This window comes from Bradyrhizobium sp. USDA 4451, assembly GCF_054822585.1.
Map to the genome: position 1 here is coordinate 7801269 of NZ_JBTRCH010000001.1, position 15975 is coordinate 7817243.

14 protein-coding genes are annotated in these 15975 nt (G+C 65.9%); 4 read left to right on the forward strand and 10 right to left on the reverse strand.

What is annotated here, in order from left to right; genetic code table 11:
- Window positions 1-9: 9 nt before the first annotated feature.
- The 3 genes from ACVMB0_RS36560 to ACVMB0_RS36570 all read right to left on the reverse strand — a co-directional run bounded on the left by ACVMB0_RS36560 (window position 10) and on the right by ACVMB0_RS36570 (window position 2343).
- Window positions 10-741, reverse strand: a complete 732-nt coding sequence (locus ACVMB0_RS36560; RefSeq protein ID WP_461349313.1) for an amino acid ABC transporter ATP-binding protein — start codon at window positions 739-741, stop codon at window positions 10-12.
- A complete protein-coding gene (locus ACVMB0_RS36565; protein ID WP_461349314.1) occupies window positions 738-1391 on the reverse strand; it encodes an amino acid ABC transporter permease in 654 nt (217 codons plus the stop codon). The genes ACVMB0_RS36560 and ACVMB0_RS36565 overlap by 4 nt, the downstream gene beginning before the upstream one ends.
- 184 nt (window positions 1392-1575) lie before the next feature.
- Window positions 1576-2343, reverse strand: coding sequence for an ABC transporter substrate-binding protein (locus ACVMB0_RS36570; protein ID WP_461349315.1), 768 nt, complete (start codon window positions 2341-2343; stop codon window positions 1576-1578).
- 164 nt (window positions 2344-2507) lie between these two features.
- Between ACVMB0_RS36570 and ACVMB0_RS36575 the strand changes: the two genes are divergently transcribed.
- Window positions 2508-3185 (forward strand): cupin domain-containing protein, encoded by a 678-nt coding sequence (locus ACVMB0_RS36575; protein WP_461349316.1) that lies wholly within the window; start codon window positions 2508-2510, stop codon window positions 3183-3185.
- Window positions 3186-3303: 118 nt separating this feature from the next.
- Here the strand turns inward: ACVMB0_RS36575 and ACVMB0_RS36580 are convergent, their stop codons facing one another.
- Genes ACVMB0_RS36580 through ACVMB0_RS36590 form a run of 3 tightly spaced genes read right to left on the reverse strand, consistent with a single transcriptional unit; the run spans window position 3304 to window position 7115 of the window.
- A complete protein-coding gene (locus ACVMB0_RS36580; RefSeq protein WP_461349317.1) occupies window positions 3304-5571 on the reverse strand; it encodes a xanthine dehydrogenase family protein molybdopterin-binding subunit in 2268 nt (755 codons plus the stop codon).
- 3 nt (window positions 5572-5574) lie between these two features.
- Window positions 5575-6621: an FAD binding domain-containing protein gene (locus ACVMB0_RS36585; RefSeq protein WP_461349318.1), complete on the reverse strand. Its 1047-nt coding sequence runs from the start codon at window positions 6619-6621 to the stop codon at window positions 5575-5577.
- On the reverse strand, window positions 6618-7115 hold the full coding sequence (locus ACVMB0_RS36590; protein WP_456797709.1) for a (2Fe-2S)-binding protein: 498 nt from the start codon (window positions 7113-7115) through the stop codon (window positions 6618-6620). Before ACVMB0_RS36590 ends, ACVMB0_RS36585 begins: the two co-directional genes overlap by 4 nt.
- 154 nt (window positions 7116-7269) lie before the next feature.
- On the opposite strand from ACVMB0_RS36590, the gene ACVMB0_RS36595 reads away from it, so the two are divergent.
- Window positions 7270-7917 (forward strand): TetR/AcrR family transcriptional regulator, encoded by a 648-nt coding sequence (locus ACVMB0_RS36595; protein ID WP_461349319.1) that lies wholly within the window; start codon window positions 7270-7272, stop codon window positions 7915-7917.
- Window positions 7918-8021: 104 nt separating this feature from the next.
- On the opposite strand, the gene ACVMB0_RS36600 is transcribed toward ACVMB0_RS36595, so the two are convergent.
- The gene (locus ACVMB0_RS36600) at window positions 8022-8378 is read right to left on the reverse strand and encodes a hypothetical protein (RefSeq protein ID WP_456797707.1); all 357 of its coding nucleotides are present in this window, start codon (window positions 8376-8378) and stop codon (window positions 8022-8024) included.
- A gap of 453 nt (window positions 8379-8831) precedes the next feature.
- Between ACVMB0_RS36600 and ACVMB0_RS36605 the strand changes: the two genes are divergently transcribed.
- On the forward strand, window positions 8832-11966 hold the full coding sequence (locus ACVMB0_RS36605; protein ID WP_461349320.1) for a multidrug efflux RND transporter permease subunit: 3135 nt from the start codon (window positions 8832-8834) through the stop codon (window positions 11964-11966).
- 15 nt (window positions 11967-11981) lie between these two features.
- Here ACVMB0_RS36605 and ACVMB0_RS36610 read toward each other — a convergent pair whose 3' ends face one another.
- The 3 genes from ACVMB0_RS36610 to aptA form a co-directional block, all read right to left on the reverse strand.
- Entirely contained in the window at window positions 11982-12428 is a 447-nt protein-coding gene (locus ACVMB0_RS36610; RefSeq protein ID WP_461349321.1) for a GNAT family N-acetyltransferase, read from the reverse strand.
- A 100-nt stretch (window positions 12429-12528) separates the two neighbouring features.
- Window positions 12529-13794, reverse strand: coding sequence for a D-amino acid dehydrogenase (locus ACVMB0_RS36615; protein WP_461349322.1), 1266 nt, complete (start codon window positions 13792-13794; stop codon window positions 12529-12531).
- Between the two features lie 106 nt (window positions 13795-13900).
- The gene (gene aptA / locus ACVMB0_RS36620) at window positions 13901-15229 is read right to left on the reverse strand and encodes an omega-aminotransferase AptA (RefSeq protein WP_461349323.1); all 1329 of its coding nucleotides are present in this window, start codon (window positions 15227-15229) and stop codon (window positions 13901-13903) included.
- Between the two features lie 159 nt (window positions 15230-15388).
- On the opposite strand from aptA, the gene ACVMB0_RS36625 reads away from it, so the two are divergent.
- On the forward strand, window positions 15389-15937 hold the full coding sequence (locus ACVMB0_RS36625; protein ID WP_018273259.1) for a cupin domain-containing protein: 549 nt from the start codon (window positions 15389-15391) through the stop codon (window positions 15935-15937).
- Window positions 15938-15975 lie beyond the last annotated feature (38 nt).

The following is a 15975-nucleotide window of genomic DNA, read 5'->3' on the forward strand; positions in this document are numbered from 1 at the left end:
GAGACCGGATCACAACGGATGCAGCACGCGGCGCAGGAAATCCTGGGTGCGCGGGTGCTGCGGTTCGTTGAGGACGGATTTGGCGGCGCCCTGCTCGACGATGACGCCGCCGTCGATGAACAGCACGCGGTCGGCGACGTCGCGGGCAAAACCCATCTCGTGGGTGACGACCACCATGGTCATGCCGTCGTCGGCGAGCTTGCGCATCACCGACAGCACCTCGCCGACCAGCTCGGGATCGAGCGCGGAGGTCGGCTCGTCGAACAGGATCGCTTTCGGCTGCATCGCCAGCGCCCGCGCGATCGCGACGCGCTGCTGCTGGCCGCCGGAAAGCTTCGGCGGATGCACCTCGGCCTTGTCGGCGAGGCCGACCTGCGCCAGCAGCGCGCGGCCGCGCGCGATCGCCTGCTCGCGGGGCTCCTTCTTCACGTACAGCGGTCCCTCGATGACGTTCTCGAGCGCGGTGCGATGCGGAAACAGGTTGAAGCGCTGGAACACCATCGAGACCTGGGTGCGGATCGCCACGATCGAGCGGTCGTTGCTGTCGACGCGCGCGCCCTCGACGCTGATCTCGCCGCGGTCGTAGCTCTCGAGCCCGTTGATGCAGCGCAGGATGGTCGACTTGCCGGAGCCGGACGGGCCGATGATGCAGACCACCTCGCTCCTGGCGACCGAAGCGGTGATGCCCTTCAGCACCTCGACCTTGCCAAAGCTCTTGTGGACGTCGTTGAGTTCGATCATTTGCGGTTCGCCTTGTTCTCGAAGTGCCGAACCAGCAGGATGAGCGGGATGCTCATGGTGAGATACATCAGCGCCACCAGCGTGAACACGCTGGTGTTCTTGAAGGTCGAGGAGGCGATCAGCTTGCCCTGCAATGCGAGCTCGGCGACCGTGATGGTCGAGGCCTGCGAGGAATCCTTCAGCATCATGATCATGATGTTGCCGTAGGGCGGCAGGATGATCCGCACCGCCTGCGGCAGCACCACGCGGCGCATCGTGAGCCACCAGCCCATCCCGATGGTCTGCGCCGCCTCGATCTGGCCCTTGTCGATCGCCTCGATGCCGGCGCGGAAATTTTCCGCCTGATAGGCCGAATAGGCGATGCCGAGCCCGATGATCGCAGCCTGCAACGCCGACAGCGCGATGCCGAAATCCGGCATCACGAAATAGATGTAGAACAGCAGCACGATGATCGGGATGCCGCGGATCACATTGATCAGCGCGGCGCTGAGGCCAACGAAAACGCGGATGCCGGACACCCGCATCAGCGCCCACACCAAGCCGAGCACGGTCGACAGCAGCAGCGAGCCGACGGTGACGGCGATGGTCAGCCAGACACCCTGCAACAGGATCGGCACGAACTCGACGGCGTCATGGAAGAATTTTTGCATCGGCTCTACGTATCTGTTCCGTCACCGGCTGAATATTCCGTCGCCCTGAGGAGCGCGCAGCGCGTCTCGAAGGGTCGACGGCCACCGGCCGGGCCGTGCATCCTTCGAGACGCGGCGAAGACGCCGCTCCTCAGGATGACGGGTCATTGACCTTGCGTAGCCCGGCAAGTTCAGTCGCGCACGCTCACGACGCGCCGCCTTTCTGGCCCCATTTCTCCAGGATCTTCGCGATCGTGCCGTTGGCCTTCAGCTTCGCCAGCGAGGCGTTGATCTTGGCGAGCAGCTCGGTGTCGCTCTTGCGCACGCCGATCGCGACGGTACCGACGGTGACCGGCTTGTAGCCGTCGACCAGCCGGACGTCGGCGAAATTGCCCTGCTGCAGATTGTAGGCGAGGATCGGATAATCGGCAAAGCCGGCCTTGAGGCGGCCGGCATTCACGTCGCGCAGGATGTCGGGAATGGTGTCGTAGACCTTGACCTCGCTGAACAGACCGGTCTTCTTCAGCGCGTCGACGAACGCAGTCCCGACCTGGGCGCCGACCACCGTGCCCTTCAGATCCTCCTGCGAGGCGTAAGCCTTGGTGTCGGACTTCGGCACCACGAGGCCCTCGCCATAGGTGTAGACCGGCTCGGAGAAGTCGATCACCTCCTTGCGCGCGGCGGTGGCGAACATCGCGGCGGCGATGATGTCGATCTTATTTGCGGTCAGCGAGGGGATCAGCGCGGAGAACTGCATCGGCTCGATCTGCACGGCAAAGCCGGCATCCTTGCCGATCTCGGTGGCGAGATCGACCATGATGCCCTGGATCGAGTTGGTCTTGGTGTCGAGGAAGGTGAAGGGGATGCCGGTCGGCGTCGATCCGACCTTGAGCACCTGCTGCGCCGGCGACGGCGCGCTCACGGCAAGGGCAAGCGCCGCGACCGCGGCCTGGACGAAACGCTGAAAGGACATCGCACCACCTCCCGAGATCGGCCCCGGTGCCGCTGCGCCCGCTGTGTCAGCGCTTTGGGTTGCGGGCGACGCCGTTCCGGCCTATTTTCACCAATATGAAATTGTGGTCACGAAACCGCGGCCAATGCAAGCGGTTTTCATGCACATGAAGGAAGCGGACTGACGTGAGCGGCAGCAGGAGATTGCGCAAAGGCGCGGCAGCGAAGCCCGTGACAGCCCGCCGCACGGCCAAAAAGCCCATCAAGAAGCTGGACAAGAAGCCGGCCGAGCCCGCGATGGATCTCGCGGTCGGGCGGCGGATCCGCGACCTGCGCCGCGACAAGGCAATGTCGCTGGAGACGGTCGCCGCGCGCACCGAGCTGTCGATCGGCTTCGTCAGCCAGATCGAGCGCGGCCTGTCGTCGCCGTCGCTGCGCGTGCTGGCGACGCTCGCCGACGTGCTCGGCGTCGGCATCGCCGCGCTGTTCGGCGCTACGCCGAAAGACGACGGCGCCGGCGGCGTCGTGACCCGCGAGGTGCAGCGCGCCGAGCTGAAGCTGTGGCGCACCGGCATTTCAAAGCAGCTGCTGAGCCCCGCCGGCAGCGAGAGCCGGCTCAATCTGTTCCTGGTGCATCTCGACCCCGCCGGCAACACCGGCGACGAGTTCTACACCCATGACGGCGAGGAAGCCGGCCTTGTGCTTCAGGGCGAGATGACGCTGACGGTCGACACCGAGACCTGGACGCTGAAGCAGGGCGACAGTTTTAGATTTGCCAGCCGGCGGCCGCATCGCTTCTCCAATCCGGCGCGCGATGCCAAAGCCGTGGTGCTGTGGGTGAATTGCGTGACGGCGGCGGGGTGAGGCCCCAACCTATCCGTCGTCCCGGCGAAGGCTATCCCACGTCGTCCCGGCCTAGTGCGCAATTGCGCACTAGGCCGGGACGACACCTGTTATTGCGGAGCCCTCACGTCACGCCGCATCACCTCAACCCCATCACGACGTCCTCGATCTTGATCGGGAAATTGCGCACGCGGATGCCGGTGGCGTGGAATACGGCGTTGGCGACGGCGCCGGCGCTGCCGGTGATGCCGATCTCGCCGACGCCCTTGATGCCAAGCGGATTGACGTGCGGATCGTGCTCGTCGACCGTGATGACCTCCATCGGCGGCACGTCGGCATTAACAGGCACATGATATTCGGCGAGGTTGGCATTGAGGATGCGCCCCGAACGACGGTCCATCACCGCCTCCTCGTGCAGTGCAAAGGAGAGGCCCCAGATCATGCCGCCGCGGAGCTGGCTCGAGACCATCAGCGGATTGATGATGCGGCCGGCGGCGAACGCACCGACCAGCCGGGTGGCGCGGATCTGGCCGAGCTCGGGATCGACCTTGGCCTCGGCGAACACCGCGCCATGCGCGTGCATCGCATATTGCGATTGCGCGGCAGGATCGGCCGCGCCGGTGCCGGAGGCCTCGACCTCGGCGACGCCGGCGCGCGCCAGGATCTCGGCATAGCTTTCGCTGCGTGCATCGTCGTCGCGGCGGTGCAGCCGCCCGGCCCGCGCCACCACGCCGGCATTGCCGGCGCCGAACAGCGGCGAGCGCTGGTCCGAGGTCGCAAGCTCGGCGAGTTTTGCGATCACGGCCGCACCGGCATTGTGGATCGCGGCGCCGACCGTTGCGGTATGCGCCGAACCACCGGCGATGCCGGCATCCGGCAGATCGGAGGTGCCCGACCGGAACGAGATCTGATCGAGATCGAGCGCGAGCGCATCGGCCGAAATCTGCGCCAGCGCGGTCCAGGCGCCCTGCCCCATGTCATGCGCGCCGCTCTCCATCACGCCGCGCCCGTCGGCGCGGATCATGGCACGGGCATTGCCCTGGAACATCAGCGCCGGGAATGTCGCGGTGCCCATGCCCCAGCCGACCAGGAAGCCGTTGTCGTCGCGCATCTGCCTGGGCTGCAGCGGACGTCCCACCCAGCCGAAACGTTCGGCCGCTCTCGCGTAGCACTGGCGCAGCGCCTTGGAGGAGAACGGCTTGCCGGTGGTCGGCTCGACCTCGGCGTAGTTCTTCAGCCGGAATTCCAGGGGATCGATGCCGCAGGCGAACGCCGCCTCGTCGATCGCGCTTTCCAGTACGATCGATCCGGTGGCCTCGCCCGGGGCGCGCATGAACAGCGGCGTGCCGGTGTCGACGCGCACCGCTTCATGCGCGGTGCGGATCGCGGGGCTGGCATAGAGCGTGTGCGAGGCGTCGGCGGCGGGCTCGTAGAAATCGTCGAAGCTCGACGTCGTGATGCGCGCCTCGTGATCGATCGCGGTCAAGAGGCCTGCATCGTCGCTGCCGATCCGGATCCGCTGCCTCGTCGCTGAACGATGGCCGACCGGGCCATACATCTGGCTTCGCCGCAGCACCAGCTTGACCGGACGCCCGACCAGCTTGGCCGCCATGACGCCGAGCACCTGCGGTCCGGAGATCAGCCCCTTGGAGCCGAAGCCGCCGCCGAGGAACGGGCTGTTGATGTGGATGTTGCCGGGCAGAATTCCGAACAGCCCGGCGATCCGCATCTGCGCCATCGCCATGCCCTGGCTCGGCGTGTCCAGGAACAGGCGGTCGCCGTCCCACACCGCGACGATCGCGTGCGGCTCCATCGCGTTGTGATATTGCGCCGGGGTCTGGTAGGTCGCGTCGATCCGTTTCGAGGCCGCGGCGAAGCCCGCATCGATGTCGCCGTGGCGGACTTCGGCGGGATTGCCGATCCCGACCGCCGGCGGCACATAGGCCTCGGTGGCGTCGAGGCCGACGCGTGCGATCTCGACCTGGTAGCGCGGCGACAGCAGCGCCGCGCCTTCGGTGGCGGCCTCCAGCGTCTCGGCGATCACCACCGCGATCGCCTGGTTGGCGTAGCGCACCTCGTCGCTCTGCAGCAGCTCCATGCGGAACGCGAACGGGTTGCCCTTGGCGTCCGGGTCTTCAGCAAGTTCCGGCTTGTGCGCCGGCGTCATCACGTCGATCACGCCGGGATGGCGCTTGGCGGCGGCGACATCGAGCGATTTGACGCGGCCGCGCGCGATGCAGCTGGTCGCGATCACGGCATAGACCATGCCGGGCGGATGATTGTCCGCGGCATAACGCGCCTTGCCGGTCACCTTCAGCACGCCTTCGGTGCGGGTCAGCGACTGGCCGATGTTCGAGCCGTGCCTGAGATGGGCGGGGTCGCGGGTCAGATTGAGTTCAACCGTCATGCGCTACGCTCCTGCAACGGATGAGAAGGGAGAGCCCGGCAGCGCGGCAATGCGGTCCGGCGTGCCTGCGGCGGCAAGGGTGAGCGCGCGCACGACGATACGTTGCGCGAGCTCGATCTTGAAGGCGTTGTCGCCGGACGGTTTTGCCTCCGTCAGCGCGGCGCGCGCCGCTTCGCGATAGATCGCGGCATCGGGCGCAACGCCTGCGAGCACCTGTTCGGCCTCCCGCGACCGCCACGGTTTTGCGGCGACGCCGCCGAGCGCCAGCCGCGCCTCGCGGATCCGGCCGTCCTCGATGCGCAAGCTAGCGGCGGCGGAGACCACGGCGAAGGCATAGGACGTGCGCTCGCGGACCTTGATGTAGCGCGCATGCCCGGCGAAACTGTTCGCATCGGCCGGCAGCCGCAGCGCGACGATCAAATCGCCCTGCTCCAGCGCGGTCTCACGCTCCGGCGCATCGCCGGGCAGACGATGCAGCGCCTCCAGCGGCAGCTCGCGCCGGCCGCCCTTGCCCTCGATCTCGACGATCGCATCGAGCGCCACCAGCGGCACGCAGAAATCCGACGGGTGGGTCGCGATGCAGCCCTCGCTCCAGCCGAGCACCGCGTGCAGGCGGTTCTCGCCCTGCAGCGCGTCGCAGCCGGCGCCCGGCCAGCGCCGGTTGCAGGCGCTGCCGGCGTCGTAGAAATAGGCGCAGCGCGTCCGCTGCATCAGGTTGCCGCCGACGGTGGCGGCGTTGCGCAGCTGGGCGGATGCACCTGACAGCAGCGCCTCGGCGACCGCCGGATAGTTGCGCGCGAACTCCGCGTCATGCGCGAGATCGGCGTTGCGCACCAGCGCGCCGATGCGAAGCGAACCGTCGGCGAGACGTTCGATGCGATCGAGCCCGGGCAGACGCGTGACGTCGACCAGCCGGCTCGGCCGGCTGACGCCGCCCTTCATCAGGTCGAGCAGATTGGTGCCGGAGGCGAGATAGCTCGCGCCCTTTTCGGAAGCCGCCGCGATCGCGTCCGCGACATTGGCCGGCCTGACATAATCGAAGTTCATCATGCGGAGCGCCTCTGCCTGCTGGCGGTCATGTTGGATTGGGCCTCGAGCACGGCTTCGGTGATGCCCTGATAGGCGCCGCAGCGGCAGAGATTGCCGCTCATGCATTCGCGCACCCGCTCCGGGTCGGAGCCCGCCTGTCCCTCCTGGATCAGGCCGATGCCGCTCATGATCTGGCCCGGGGTGCAGAAGCCGCACTGGAAGCCGTCATGGGCGATGAAGGCGGCCTGCACCGGATGCAGCTCGCCGCCGCGCGCGACGCCTTCGATCGTGGTGATCTCGGCGCCGTCATGGCTGACGGCGAGCGCAAGGCAGGAATTGATGCGGCGGCCGTCGACCAGGATGGTGCAGGCGCCGCACTGGCCGCGGTCGCATCCCTTCTTGGTTCCGGTGAGGTCGAGCCGCTCGCGCAGCAGGTCGAGCAGCGTGACGCGGGGGTCGTCGAGGACCATTTCCCGGCGGACGCCGTTGATGGTGAGACTGAGTGGGAGATTCATGCAAGGCGCTCCGATCCGTGTATGGTCGGGTTGAATCGAGGCAGCGCGAACCCGTGGCCGCCGATCCAAGGGGTCGGCGCGCCTTGTCGGGCCCGGTGCTGGTCGCCATATACGGAGGCATCCTCCGTTTACAAGGGAGGGGAAAAGAAAAAGGATGGCCGGCTCGTCACCAGAAATTGTCCGCAAGCCGCGCGCCGATGCGGTGCGCAATCGCGAGCGCGTGCTGGAAGCCGCCAAGGCCGTGTTCTCGGCCGGCGGCAGCGAGGCGAGCCTGGAGGCCGTGGCGCGCCATGCCGGCGTCGGCATCGGCACGCTGTATCGCCACTTCCCGACCCGGGAGGCGCTGTATGAGGCGGTCTATCGCCGCGAGGTCGAGCAGCTCGGCGATCTGGCCGAGCAATTGCAGAACGCCCCCGAGCCGGTCGCGGCGCTGCGGCGCTGGCTGCGCGCCAATGTGGAATTCGTCGCCACCAAGAAGGGCATGGTCTCCGCGCTTGCGCTGGTCGCGGCCGGCTCGACCGAGCTGCACGCCTATTCGTTCGATCGCCTGACCAAGGCGATCGGCACCCTGCTCGCGCGCGCCGTCGCAGCCGGCGCGATCCGCGAGGACATCAGCGCCGAGGACGTGCTGCGCGCGCTGATCGGCATGTGCTACATGCACGACCAGCCGGGCTGGCAGACAAACGCGCTCAGGCTCCTGGATGTGTTCGTGGACGGCTTGCGGGTGCAGCCGGCAGCGAAAGCGGCAGCGGCGAGGCCTGCGAAGAAGGCAGAACGAAAAGCCCCGCGCAAAGCGCGATGACATGAAGTTCAATCGTCATCGCGCTTCAGCTCCTTGTTGGGCATGATCTTTTCGGAAAACCGCTTCGCACTTTCCGGATCATGCCTTAGGCGGGGCTCTCGCGGTCACCGCGGATTGGTCCGCGTTCCGCTGTTGTTGCCCGGCAGGTTCGATGTCCCGGTGCCGGTCGCGGAGTTGTTATTCGGATCGGTCGAGTAATTCGGCGTCGAGGTGTTCGGGCTGTTCATGTTGCCGGTGGTGCTGCCGGGCGGATTGCTCATTCCCGAGCCCGTTCCCATGCCGGTGGTGCCGCCGGTGCCCGAAGAGCCGGTGCCGGTTCCTGTGCCCGAACTTCCCGTTCCCGCGCCCGCACCCGCGCCGCCGGCCGATCCGCCTCCGGAGCCACCACCGCCTTGGGCGAAGGCGAGTGACGTTGACAGCATCATTGCCGCCGCCAAACCGATCGTTGCCAGTTTCTTCATGTGAACTCCTTTCCTGGTTCGAATCGGAGCAACGGGTTCCACGAGGCCATCGTTCCTAGGCGGTCGGACGCGCGTCCGGCTCCCATGGGACGAGGAACATGACCGGGCTCCCGGCGGCCAGCGCGAGACTGCGTTGGATGAGGCAGAAGAAAGTGTACTTGGCAACACCGCCGGACCAACCAGCTTCTGTAACTATGTCGTAATCCGATATATCTTGTGCAACTGCACGGATTCCGACGATTGAACGAAGGTCGAATGAGCCATTTTGACGTTTCCATTCGCGCGCCGTCCCTCGGAATGATTATGCTGGCGCAAAACAGGTAGACGCGAAGCTCGGCTCCGCGATCTGCCGATTGGCCATGGCGAGGAAAACGCGCGTTCGCGCTCGAGCTTTCGAGGACGACTCCCGGCATTCGGGAAAAGATGCGCCTGCCGTTCATTTGGATTGCAGAAATGAACGAGAGCATCTCATCTCCGTTTATCCGCTACCCGATCGGCACGTCGCTGCTGATGGCCGGCATTCTGTTCGTCGGCATGGTGGCCTATCCGCTGCTGCCGGTCGCGCCGCTGCCGCAGGTCGACTTTCCGACCATCCAGATCTCCGCGAGCTTGCCCGGCGCCAGCCCTGAAACCATGGCGTCTTCCGTCGCGCAGCCGCTGGAGCGGCAGTTCGCGCAGATTCCAGGCATTGCGCAGATGACCTCGACGAGCTCGCTCGGCTCGACCGCGGTCACCATTCAGTTCGACCTGAACCGCAACATCGACGGCGCCGCCAACGACATCCAGGCCGCGATCAATGCCGCAGGCGGCCAGCTGCCGAAGAACCTGCCCTCGCCGCCGACCTATCGCAAGGTCAATCCGGCGGACTCGCCGATCCTGCTGTTGTCGGCGACCTCGGACACCCTGCCGCTGATCAAGGTGAGCGATGCGGTCGACGCCCAGCTCGGCCAGCAGATCAGCCAGATCTCGGGCGTCGCCCAGGTGTTCATCGGCGGGCAGCAGAAGCCCGCCATCCGCGTGCAGATCGATCCCGCCAAGCTGGTCGCCAAGGGGCTTTCGCTGGAAGACATCCGCAGCCAGATCGCGATCACGACGGTCGACAGTCCGAAGGGCAACATCGACGGCACGACGCGCGCCTACACGGTCTACGCCAATGATCAGCTCACGGAGGCCAAGGACTGGAATGATGTGATCGTCGCCTACCGCAACGGCGGCCCGTTGCGGATTCGCGACATCGGCCAAGCCGTCTCCGGGCCGGAAGACATGAAGCAGGCCGCCTGGGCTGACGGCAAACGCGGCGTGTTCCTGGTCATCTTCAAGCAGCCCGGCGCCAATGTCATCGGCACGGTCGACCGGATCAAGGCGCAACTTCCGAGGCTGATCGCCGCGATCCCGCCGGCCATCAAGATCAAGATCATCAGCGATCGGACGCTGACCATCCGTGCCGCGGTGGAGGACGTGCAGATCACGCTGCTGATCACCATCGTTCTGGTCGTGATGGTGATCTTCATCTTCCTGCGCAGCTTCTGGGCCACGGTGATTCCCGCCGTCACCGTGCCGCTCGCGCTGCTCGGCGCCTGCGCGCTGATGTGGGTGTTCGGCTATACGCTCGACAACCTGTCGCTGATGGCGCTGACGATTGCGGTCGGATTCGTGGTGGACGACGCCATCGTCATGCTGGAAAACATCACGCGATATGTCGAGCAGGGCATGCGGCCGCTCGCCGCGGCATTCCAGGGCGCCGGCGAGATCGGGTTCACGATCCTGTCGATCAGCATCTCATTGGTCGCGGTGCTGATCCCGCTGCTGTTGATGGGCGGCGTGATCGGCCGCCTGTTCCGCGAGTTCGCGGTGACGCTCGCGATGGCGATCTTCGTTTCACTGGTGGTGTCGCTGACGCTGACGCCGATGATGGCATCGCGCTTCCTGCGTGCGCATGGCGAAGCCAGGCACGGCCGGCTCTACCAATGGAGCGAGGCGGCATTCGACCGGATGCTGCGCGGCTATGAACGCGGGCTCGACCTGGCGCTGCGCTGGAGCCGGACCACGCTGTGCATCTTCTTCGCGACGGTGGCGGTGTCGGTCTACTTGTTCGTGATCATCCCCAAGGGCTTCTTCCCGCAACAGGACAACGGCTTCCTGAACGCCGTCTCGGAGATGGCCCAGGACATCTCGTTTGCCGATATGAAGCAGCATCAGGAGGAGCTCAGCAGGATCGTCCGGGCCGATCCCGCGGTCGAGAGCATGGCTGAGTTCATCGGCGGCGGCGGCACCGCGCTGAACTCGGGCCGCATGTACATCACGCTGAAACCGCACGAAGAGCGCAACGCCAACGCCCAGCAGATCATCGCGCGGCTGCGGCCGAAGCTCGAAGCGGTCGAGGGCGCGCGCCTCTACATGCAGGCGTCGCAGGATGTCCGGCTCGGCGGCCGCGCCACGCGGACGCAATTCGAATACACGCTGCAGGACGCCAACCTTGCCGAGCTGAACGAATGGGCGCCGAAGATCCTGGCAAGAATGAAGACCCTGCCCGAACTGCGCGACGTCGCCACCGACCAGCAGACCGAAGGGACGACGGTGACGATGACCATCGACCGCGACACCGCGTCGCGTTTCGGCATCCAGCCGCAATTGATCGACGACACGCTATACGACGCGTTCGGCCAGCGCCAGGTGGCCCAATACTTCACCCAGCTCAACAGCTACCATGTCATCCTGGAGATCCTCCCCGAACTGCAGGGCAAGCTCGACACGCTCAACAAGCTCTACATCAAGTCACCGACGACGGGCGATGAAGTGCCGCTCTCCGTGTTCGCCAAGTGGACGACGGTTCCGGTGCGCCCGCTCGCGATCGCCCATCAAGGGCAGTTTCCTGCGACCACGATCAGCTTCAATCTCGGGGAAGGCGTCGCGCTCGGCCAGGCGACCGATGCCATTCAGAATGCCGTCGCCGATCTCGGCGCCCCGGCCACGCTCAGTTCAAGCTTCCAGGGCACCGCGCAGGCCTTCCAGCAATCGCTGAGTTCGGTGCCGCTCTTGATCGTGGCCGCACTGGTCGTGGTCTATCTGATCCTCGGCATTCTCTACGAAAGCTACATCCATCCGCTCACGATCCTGTCCACGCTGCCATCGGCCGGGGTCGGTGCGCTGGCGATCCTGATGGCGTTCGGATTCGACTTCAGCCTGATCGCTCTGATCGGCATCATCCTCCTGATCGGGATCGTGAAGAAGAACGGCATCATGATGGTCGACTTCGCGATCGCCGCCGAACGCGAGGAGCATCTGTCGCCGCAGGAATCGATCCGCAAGGCGGCGCTGCTGCGTTTCCGCCCAATCATGATGACGACGATGGCAGCCCTGCTCGGCGGCGTCCCGCTGATGCTGGGCACCGGAACGGGATCGGAAATCCGCCAGCCGCTCGGCTATGCGATGGTCGGCGGCCTGCTCGTGAGCCAGGCGCTCACCCTGTTCACCACGCCGGTCGTGTATCTCTATCTCGACCGGCTCTCGAACGCGCTGTCGAACTGGACGGCGAAAAGAACCGACCGCGACGAAGAACCGCCGACGATCAGGAACGCTGCCGAATGACGACGGACGAAGCCATCAACGCGCGCGATAGATATCCGGCCGGAGGATCTCCATGAAGCGCGACGGGTTGCCGATCGGCTCGAACCCGAACCGGCTGTACAATCCATGGGCGTCCGAGGTCAGCAGCAGGAAACGCCGCAGGCCCTGCAGGTCCTGGTGCTCGACGACGCTGCGCATCAGCCGCTTCGACAGGCCCTTGCCGCGATGGGCTTCGAGGATGAACACGTCGGCGAGCAGCGCGAAGGTGGCCTTGTCGGTGACGACACGCGCAAAGCCGACCTGCGCCGTGCCCTGATAGACGCCGAAGCAGAGCGAATTTGCGATCGCGCGCGTCACGGTCGATTTCGGAATGCCCTGCGACCAATAGCTCTCCTGCGCCAGGAAGCTGTGAATGACCTCGAAGTCGAGGCGCTTTGGATCGGCTGATATCTCGTAGTCGGCAAGCATCTGCGGCATCGGCATTCGCGCTTTCCTCTGATCGAGCTGCCGTAGCCCGCATGAGCCAACGGGGCGCGCGTTCGCGCAAGCCGTTGGCTCATCCGGGCTACGTTTGATCGAGCCGTTACCCGAACCTGACATCGTAGCGTCTGATCGACAGGTCCTTGGTGTCGATCTCGGGCGTCTTCCCGGACAGCATGTCGGCCAGCACCCGGCCCGAGCCGCAGGCCATGGTCCAGCCGAGCGTGCCATGGCCGGTGTTGAGATGCAGATTGGCGTAGCGCGTCGCGCCGATCACCGGCGGGCCGTCCGGCGTCATCGGGCGGAGGCCGCACCAGAACGTGGCCTTGGCGAGATCGCCGCCGCGCGGAAACAGGTCGGTCAGCGAATGATCCAGCGTCGCGCGCCGCGCGGCATAGAGCTTGGTCGAATAGCCTGAGATCTCGGCGGTGCCGCCGACGCGGATGCGATCGCCGAGCCGCGTGATCGCGACCTTGTAGCTCTCGTCCATCACGGTCGATTCCGGCGCGCCGGACGCGTCCTTGATCGGCACCGTGATCGAATAGCCCTTCACCGGATAGACCGGCAGCGAGATGCCGAGCGGCCGCACCAGATGCGGCGAGTAGCTGCCGAGCGCCAGCACATAGGCGTCCGCGGTCATCATGCCGGCGCTGGTCGCAACGCCGGTGATGCGGGTTGCGTCGGCGTTCAATCCGTCGATGCCGACGTTGAAGTTGAAGCGCACGCCGAGCTTCTCGGCTTCCAGCGCCAGGGCCTGCGTGAACATGTGGCAGTCGCCGGTCTCGTCATGCGGCAGGCGCAAGCCGCCGGCGAACTTCTGCTTGACGCCGGCGAGCGCCGGCTCGGCTCTGATGCAGCCCTCGCGGTCGAGCACCTCGAACGGCACGCCGTACTGCTTCAGCACCGCGATGTCGTCGCCGGTGCCATCGAGCTGCGATTGATAGCGAAACAGCTGCAACGTGCCCTGTGCGCGCTCGTCGTAGCGGATGCCGATCTCGCTGCGCAGCGCCTGCAGGCAGTCGCGGCTGTATTCGGCGATCGGGATCATCCGGCTCTTGTTCACCGCGTAACGCTCCGTGGTGCAGTTGCGCAGCATCTTCAAGAGCCACAGCCACATCACGGGATCGAGCTTGGGACGGATCACCAGCGGGCCGTGCTTCATCAACAGCCACTTCACCGCCTTCACCGGCACGCCGGGACCAGCCCAGGGCGACGAATAGCCCGGCGAGACCTCGCCGGCATTGGCGAAGGAGGTTTCAAGCGCGGGCTTCGGCTGGCGGTCGATCACCGTCACCTCATGGCCTGCACGCGCGAGATAATAGGCGGAGGTGACGCCGATCACGCCACTGCCGAGAACAAGGACCTTCACTTTTCCTCACATCCTGCAGCGAAAACGCAATCGCCGCTGCGAAACCACTCTGCTTCGCAACGGCGACAGCAATTTGTAGAGCTAGCTAGAAATCAGCTAGCAATTATCAGGCCACGCGCTTGATCGAGTCGCCGAGGATCGAGACGATGTCGTCGATATGCGACTTCTCGACGATCAAAGGCGGCGACAACGCCAGCGAGTCGCCGCTCATGCGGAAGTAAAGACCGCTGTTGAAGCAATCGACCATCACGTCATAGCCGCGCGCGCCGACGACGCCGTCACGCGGCGCGAGTTCGACCGCACCCATCAGGCCCTGGTTGCGGATGTCGACGACGTTCGGCAGGCCCTTCAGCGAATGCAGCGCATCGCGCCAGTAGTCGGCGATCGAAGCGCCGCGGGTCAACAGACCCTCGTCCTTGTAGATGTCGAGCGTGGCGAGACCCGCCGCGCAGGCCACCGGATGCGCCGAATAGGTGTAGCCGTGGAACAGCTCCATGGCGTTGTCGGGGCCGACCATCAGCCCGTCATGGACCTGGCGGCTGGCGAACACCGCGCCACACGGCACGGTGCCGTTGGTGATGCCCTTGGCGGTCGTCATCATGTCGGGCGTCACGCCGTAGAAATTGGCGGCGAACGGGGTGCCGAGACGGCCGAAGCCGGTGATGACCTCGTCGAAGATCAGGAGGATGCCGTGCTTGGTGCAGAGCTCGCGCAGGCGCTGCAGATAGCCCTTCGGCGCCGGCAGCACCGCGGTCGAGCCCGGCACCGGCTCGACGATGACGGCCGCGATGGTGTCGGCACCATGCAGCGCGACCATCCGCTCGACATCGTCGGCGAGCTCGGCGCCATGATCCGGCTGGTCCTTGGCGAAGGCGTTGCGGGCGAGATCATGGGTATGGCGGATGTGGTCGACACCGGGCAGATGGGTCGCGAACTGGCGGCGGTTGGCGACCATGCCGCCGACCGACATGCCGCCGAAGCCGACGCCGTGATAGCCGCGCTCGCGGCCGATCAGACGGGTGCGAGTCGGCTGGCCGGCGGCGCGGTGATAGGCCAGCGCGATCTTCAGCGCGGTGTCGACCGATTCAGAGCCCGAGTTCGTGAAGAAGATCCGGTCCAGCCCCGTCGGGGCGATCTCGGCGAGACGCTCGGCGAAATCGAACGCCAGCGGGTGGCCCATGTTGAACGAGGGGGCGAAGTCCAGCGTGGAGAGCTGCCGCTCGACCGCGGCCGCGATCTGCGGGCGGCCATGACCGGCGTTGACGCACCACAGGCCGGCGGAGCCGTCGATCACCTGCCGGCCGTCGACCGAGGTGTAGTACATGCCCTTGGCGGAGGAGAACAGCCGCGGCGCTTTCTTGAACTGCCGGTTGGCCGTGAAGGGCATCCAGAACGAGTCGGTCTTGATGGTGTTCGGAATCTGATGAACGGTCACGGCGGCGCTCCATTATGGGTTTCCATAGTCGGACCACGCTTCCCAGCACTCAACAAGTCCTTTTCTGCCGCAGTACAAGCCATTGATCTTGTTGAGGCGGTCTGCGACTATTTGTTCGATCCGCAACACCTGCAACAGCGGCTTGCCAAGGGAATTGTCATGAGCGTCGATATCGGCGGACGGCTGCGATTCATCCGCGCGCGGCACAAGCTGTCGCAGCGCGAGCTCGCCAAGCGCTCCGGCGTCACCAATTCGACGATTTCGCTGATCGAATCCAACCAGATGAACCCGTCGGTCGGCGCGCTGAAGCGGATCCTCGACGGCATCCCGATGGGGCTCGCCGAATTCTTCGCGATCGAGCCGGAACGGCCGCGCAAGGCGTTCTACCGCGCCGACGAGCTGACCGAGATCGGCAAGAAACCGATCTCCTACCTCCAGATCGGCGACAGCCTGTTCGGACGCGCGTTGCAGATCCTGAAAGAGCGCTATGAGCCCGGCAGCGACACCGGGCGGGTGCCGCTGGTGCATGAGGGTGAGGAAGGCGGCATCGTGGTCTCGGGCCGGCTCGAGGTCACCGTCGACGACGAGCGGCGCGTGCTCAACGCCGGCGACGCCTATTATTTCGAGAGCCGCCGCCCGCACCGCTTCCGCTGCATCGGCGCCAAGCCGTGCGAGGTGATCTCGGCCTGCACGCCGCCGACATTTTGAACCCGGCGCGCACGGCCGGCGACCCAAGGCGCAGAGGC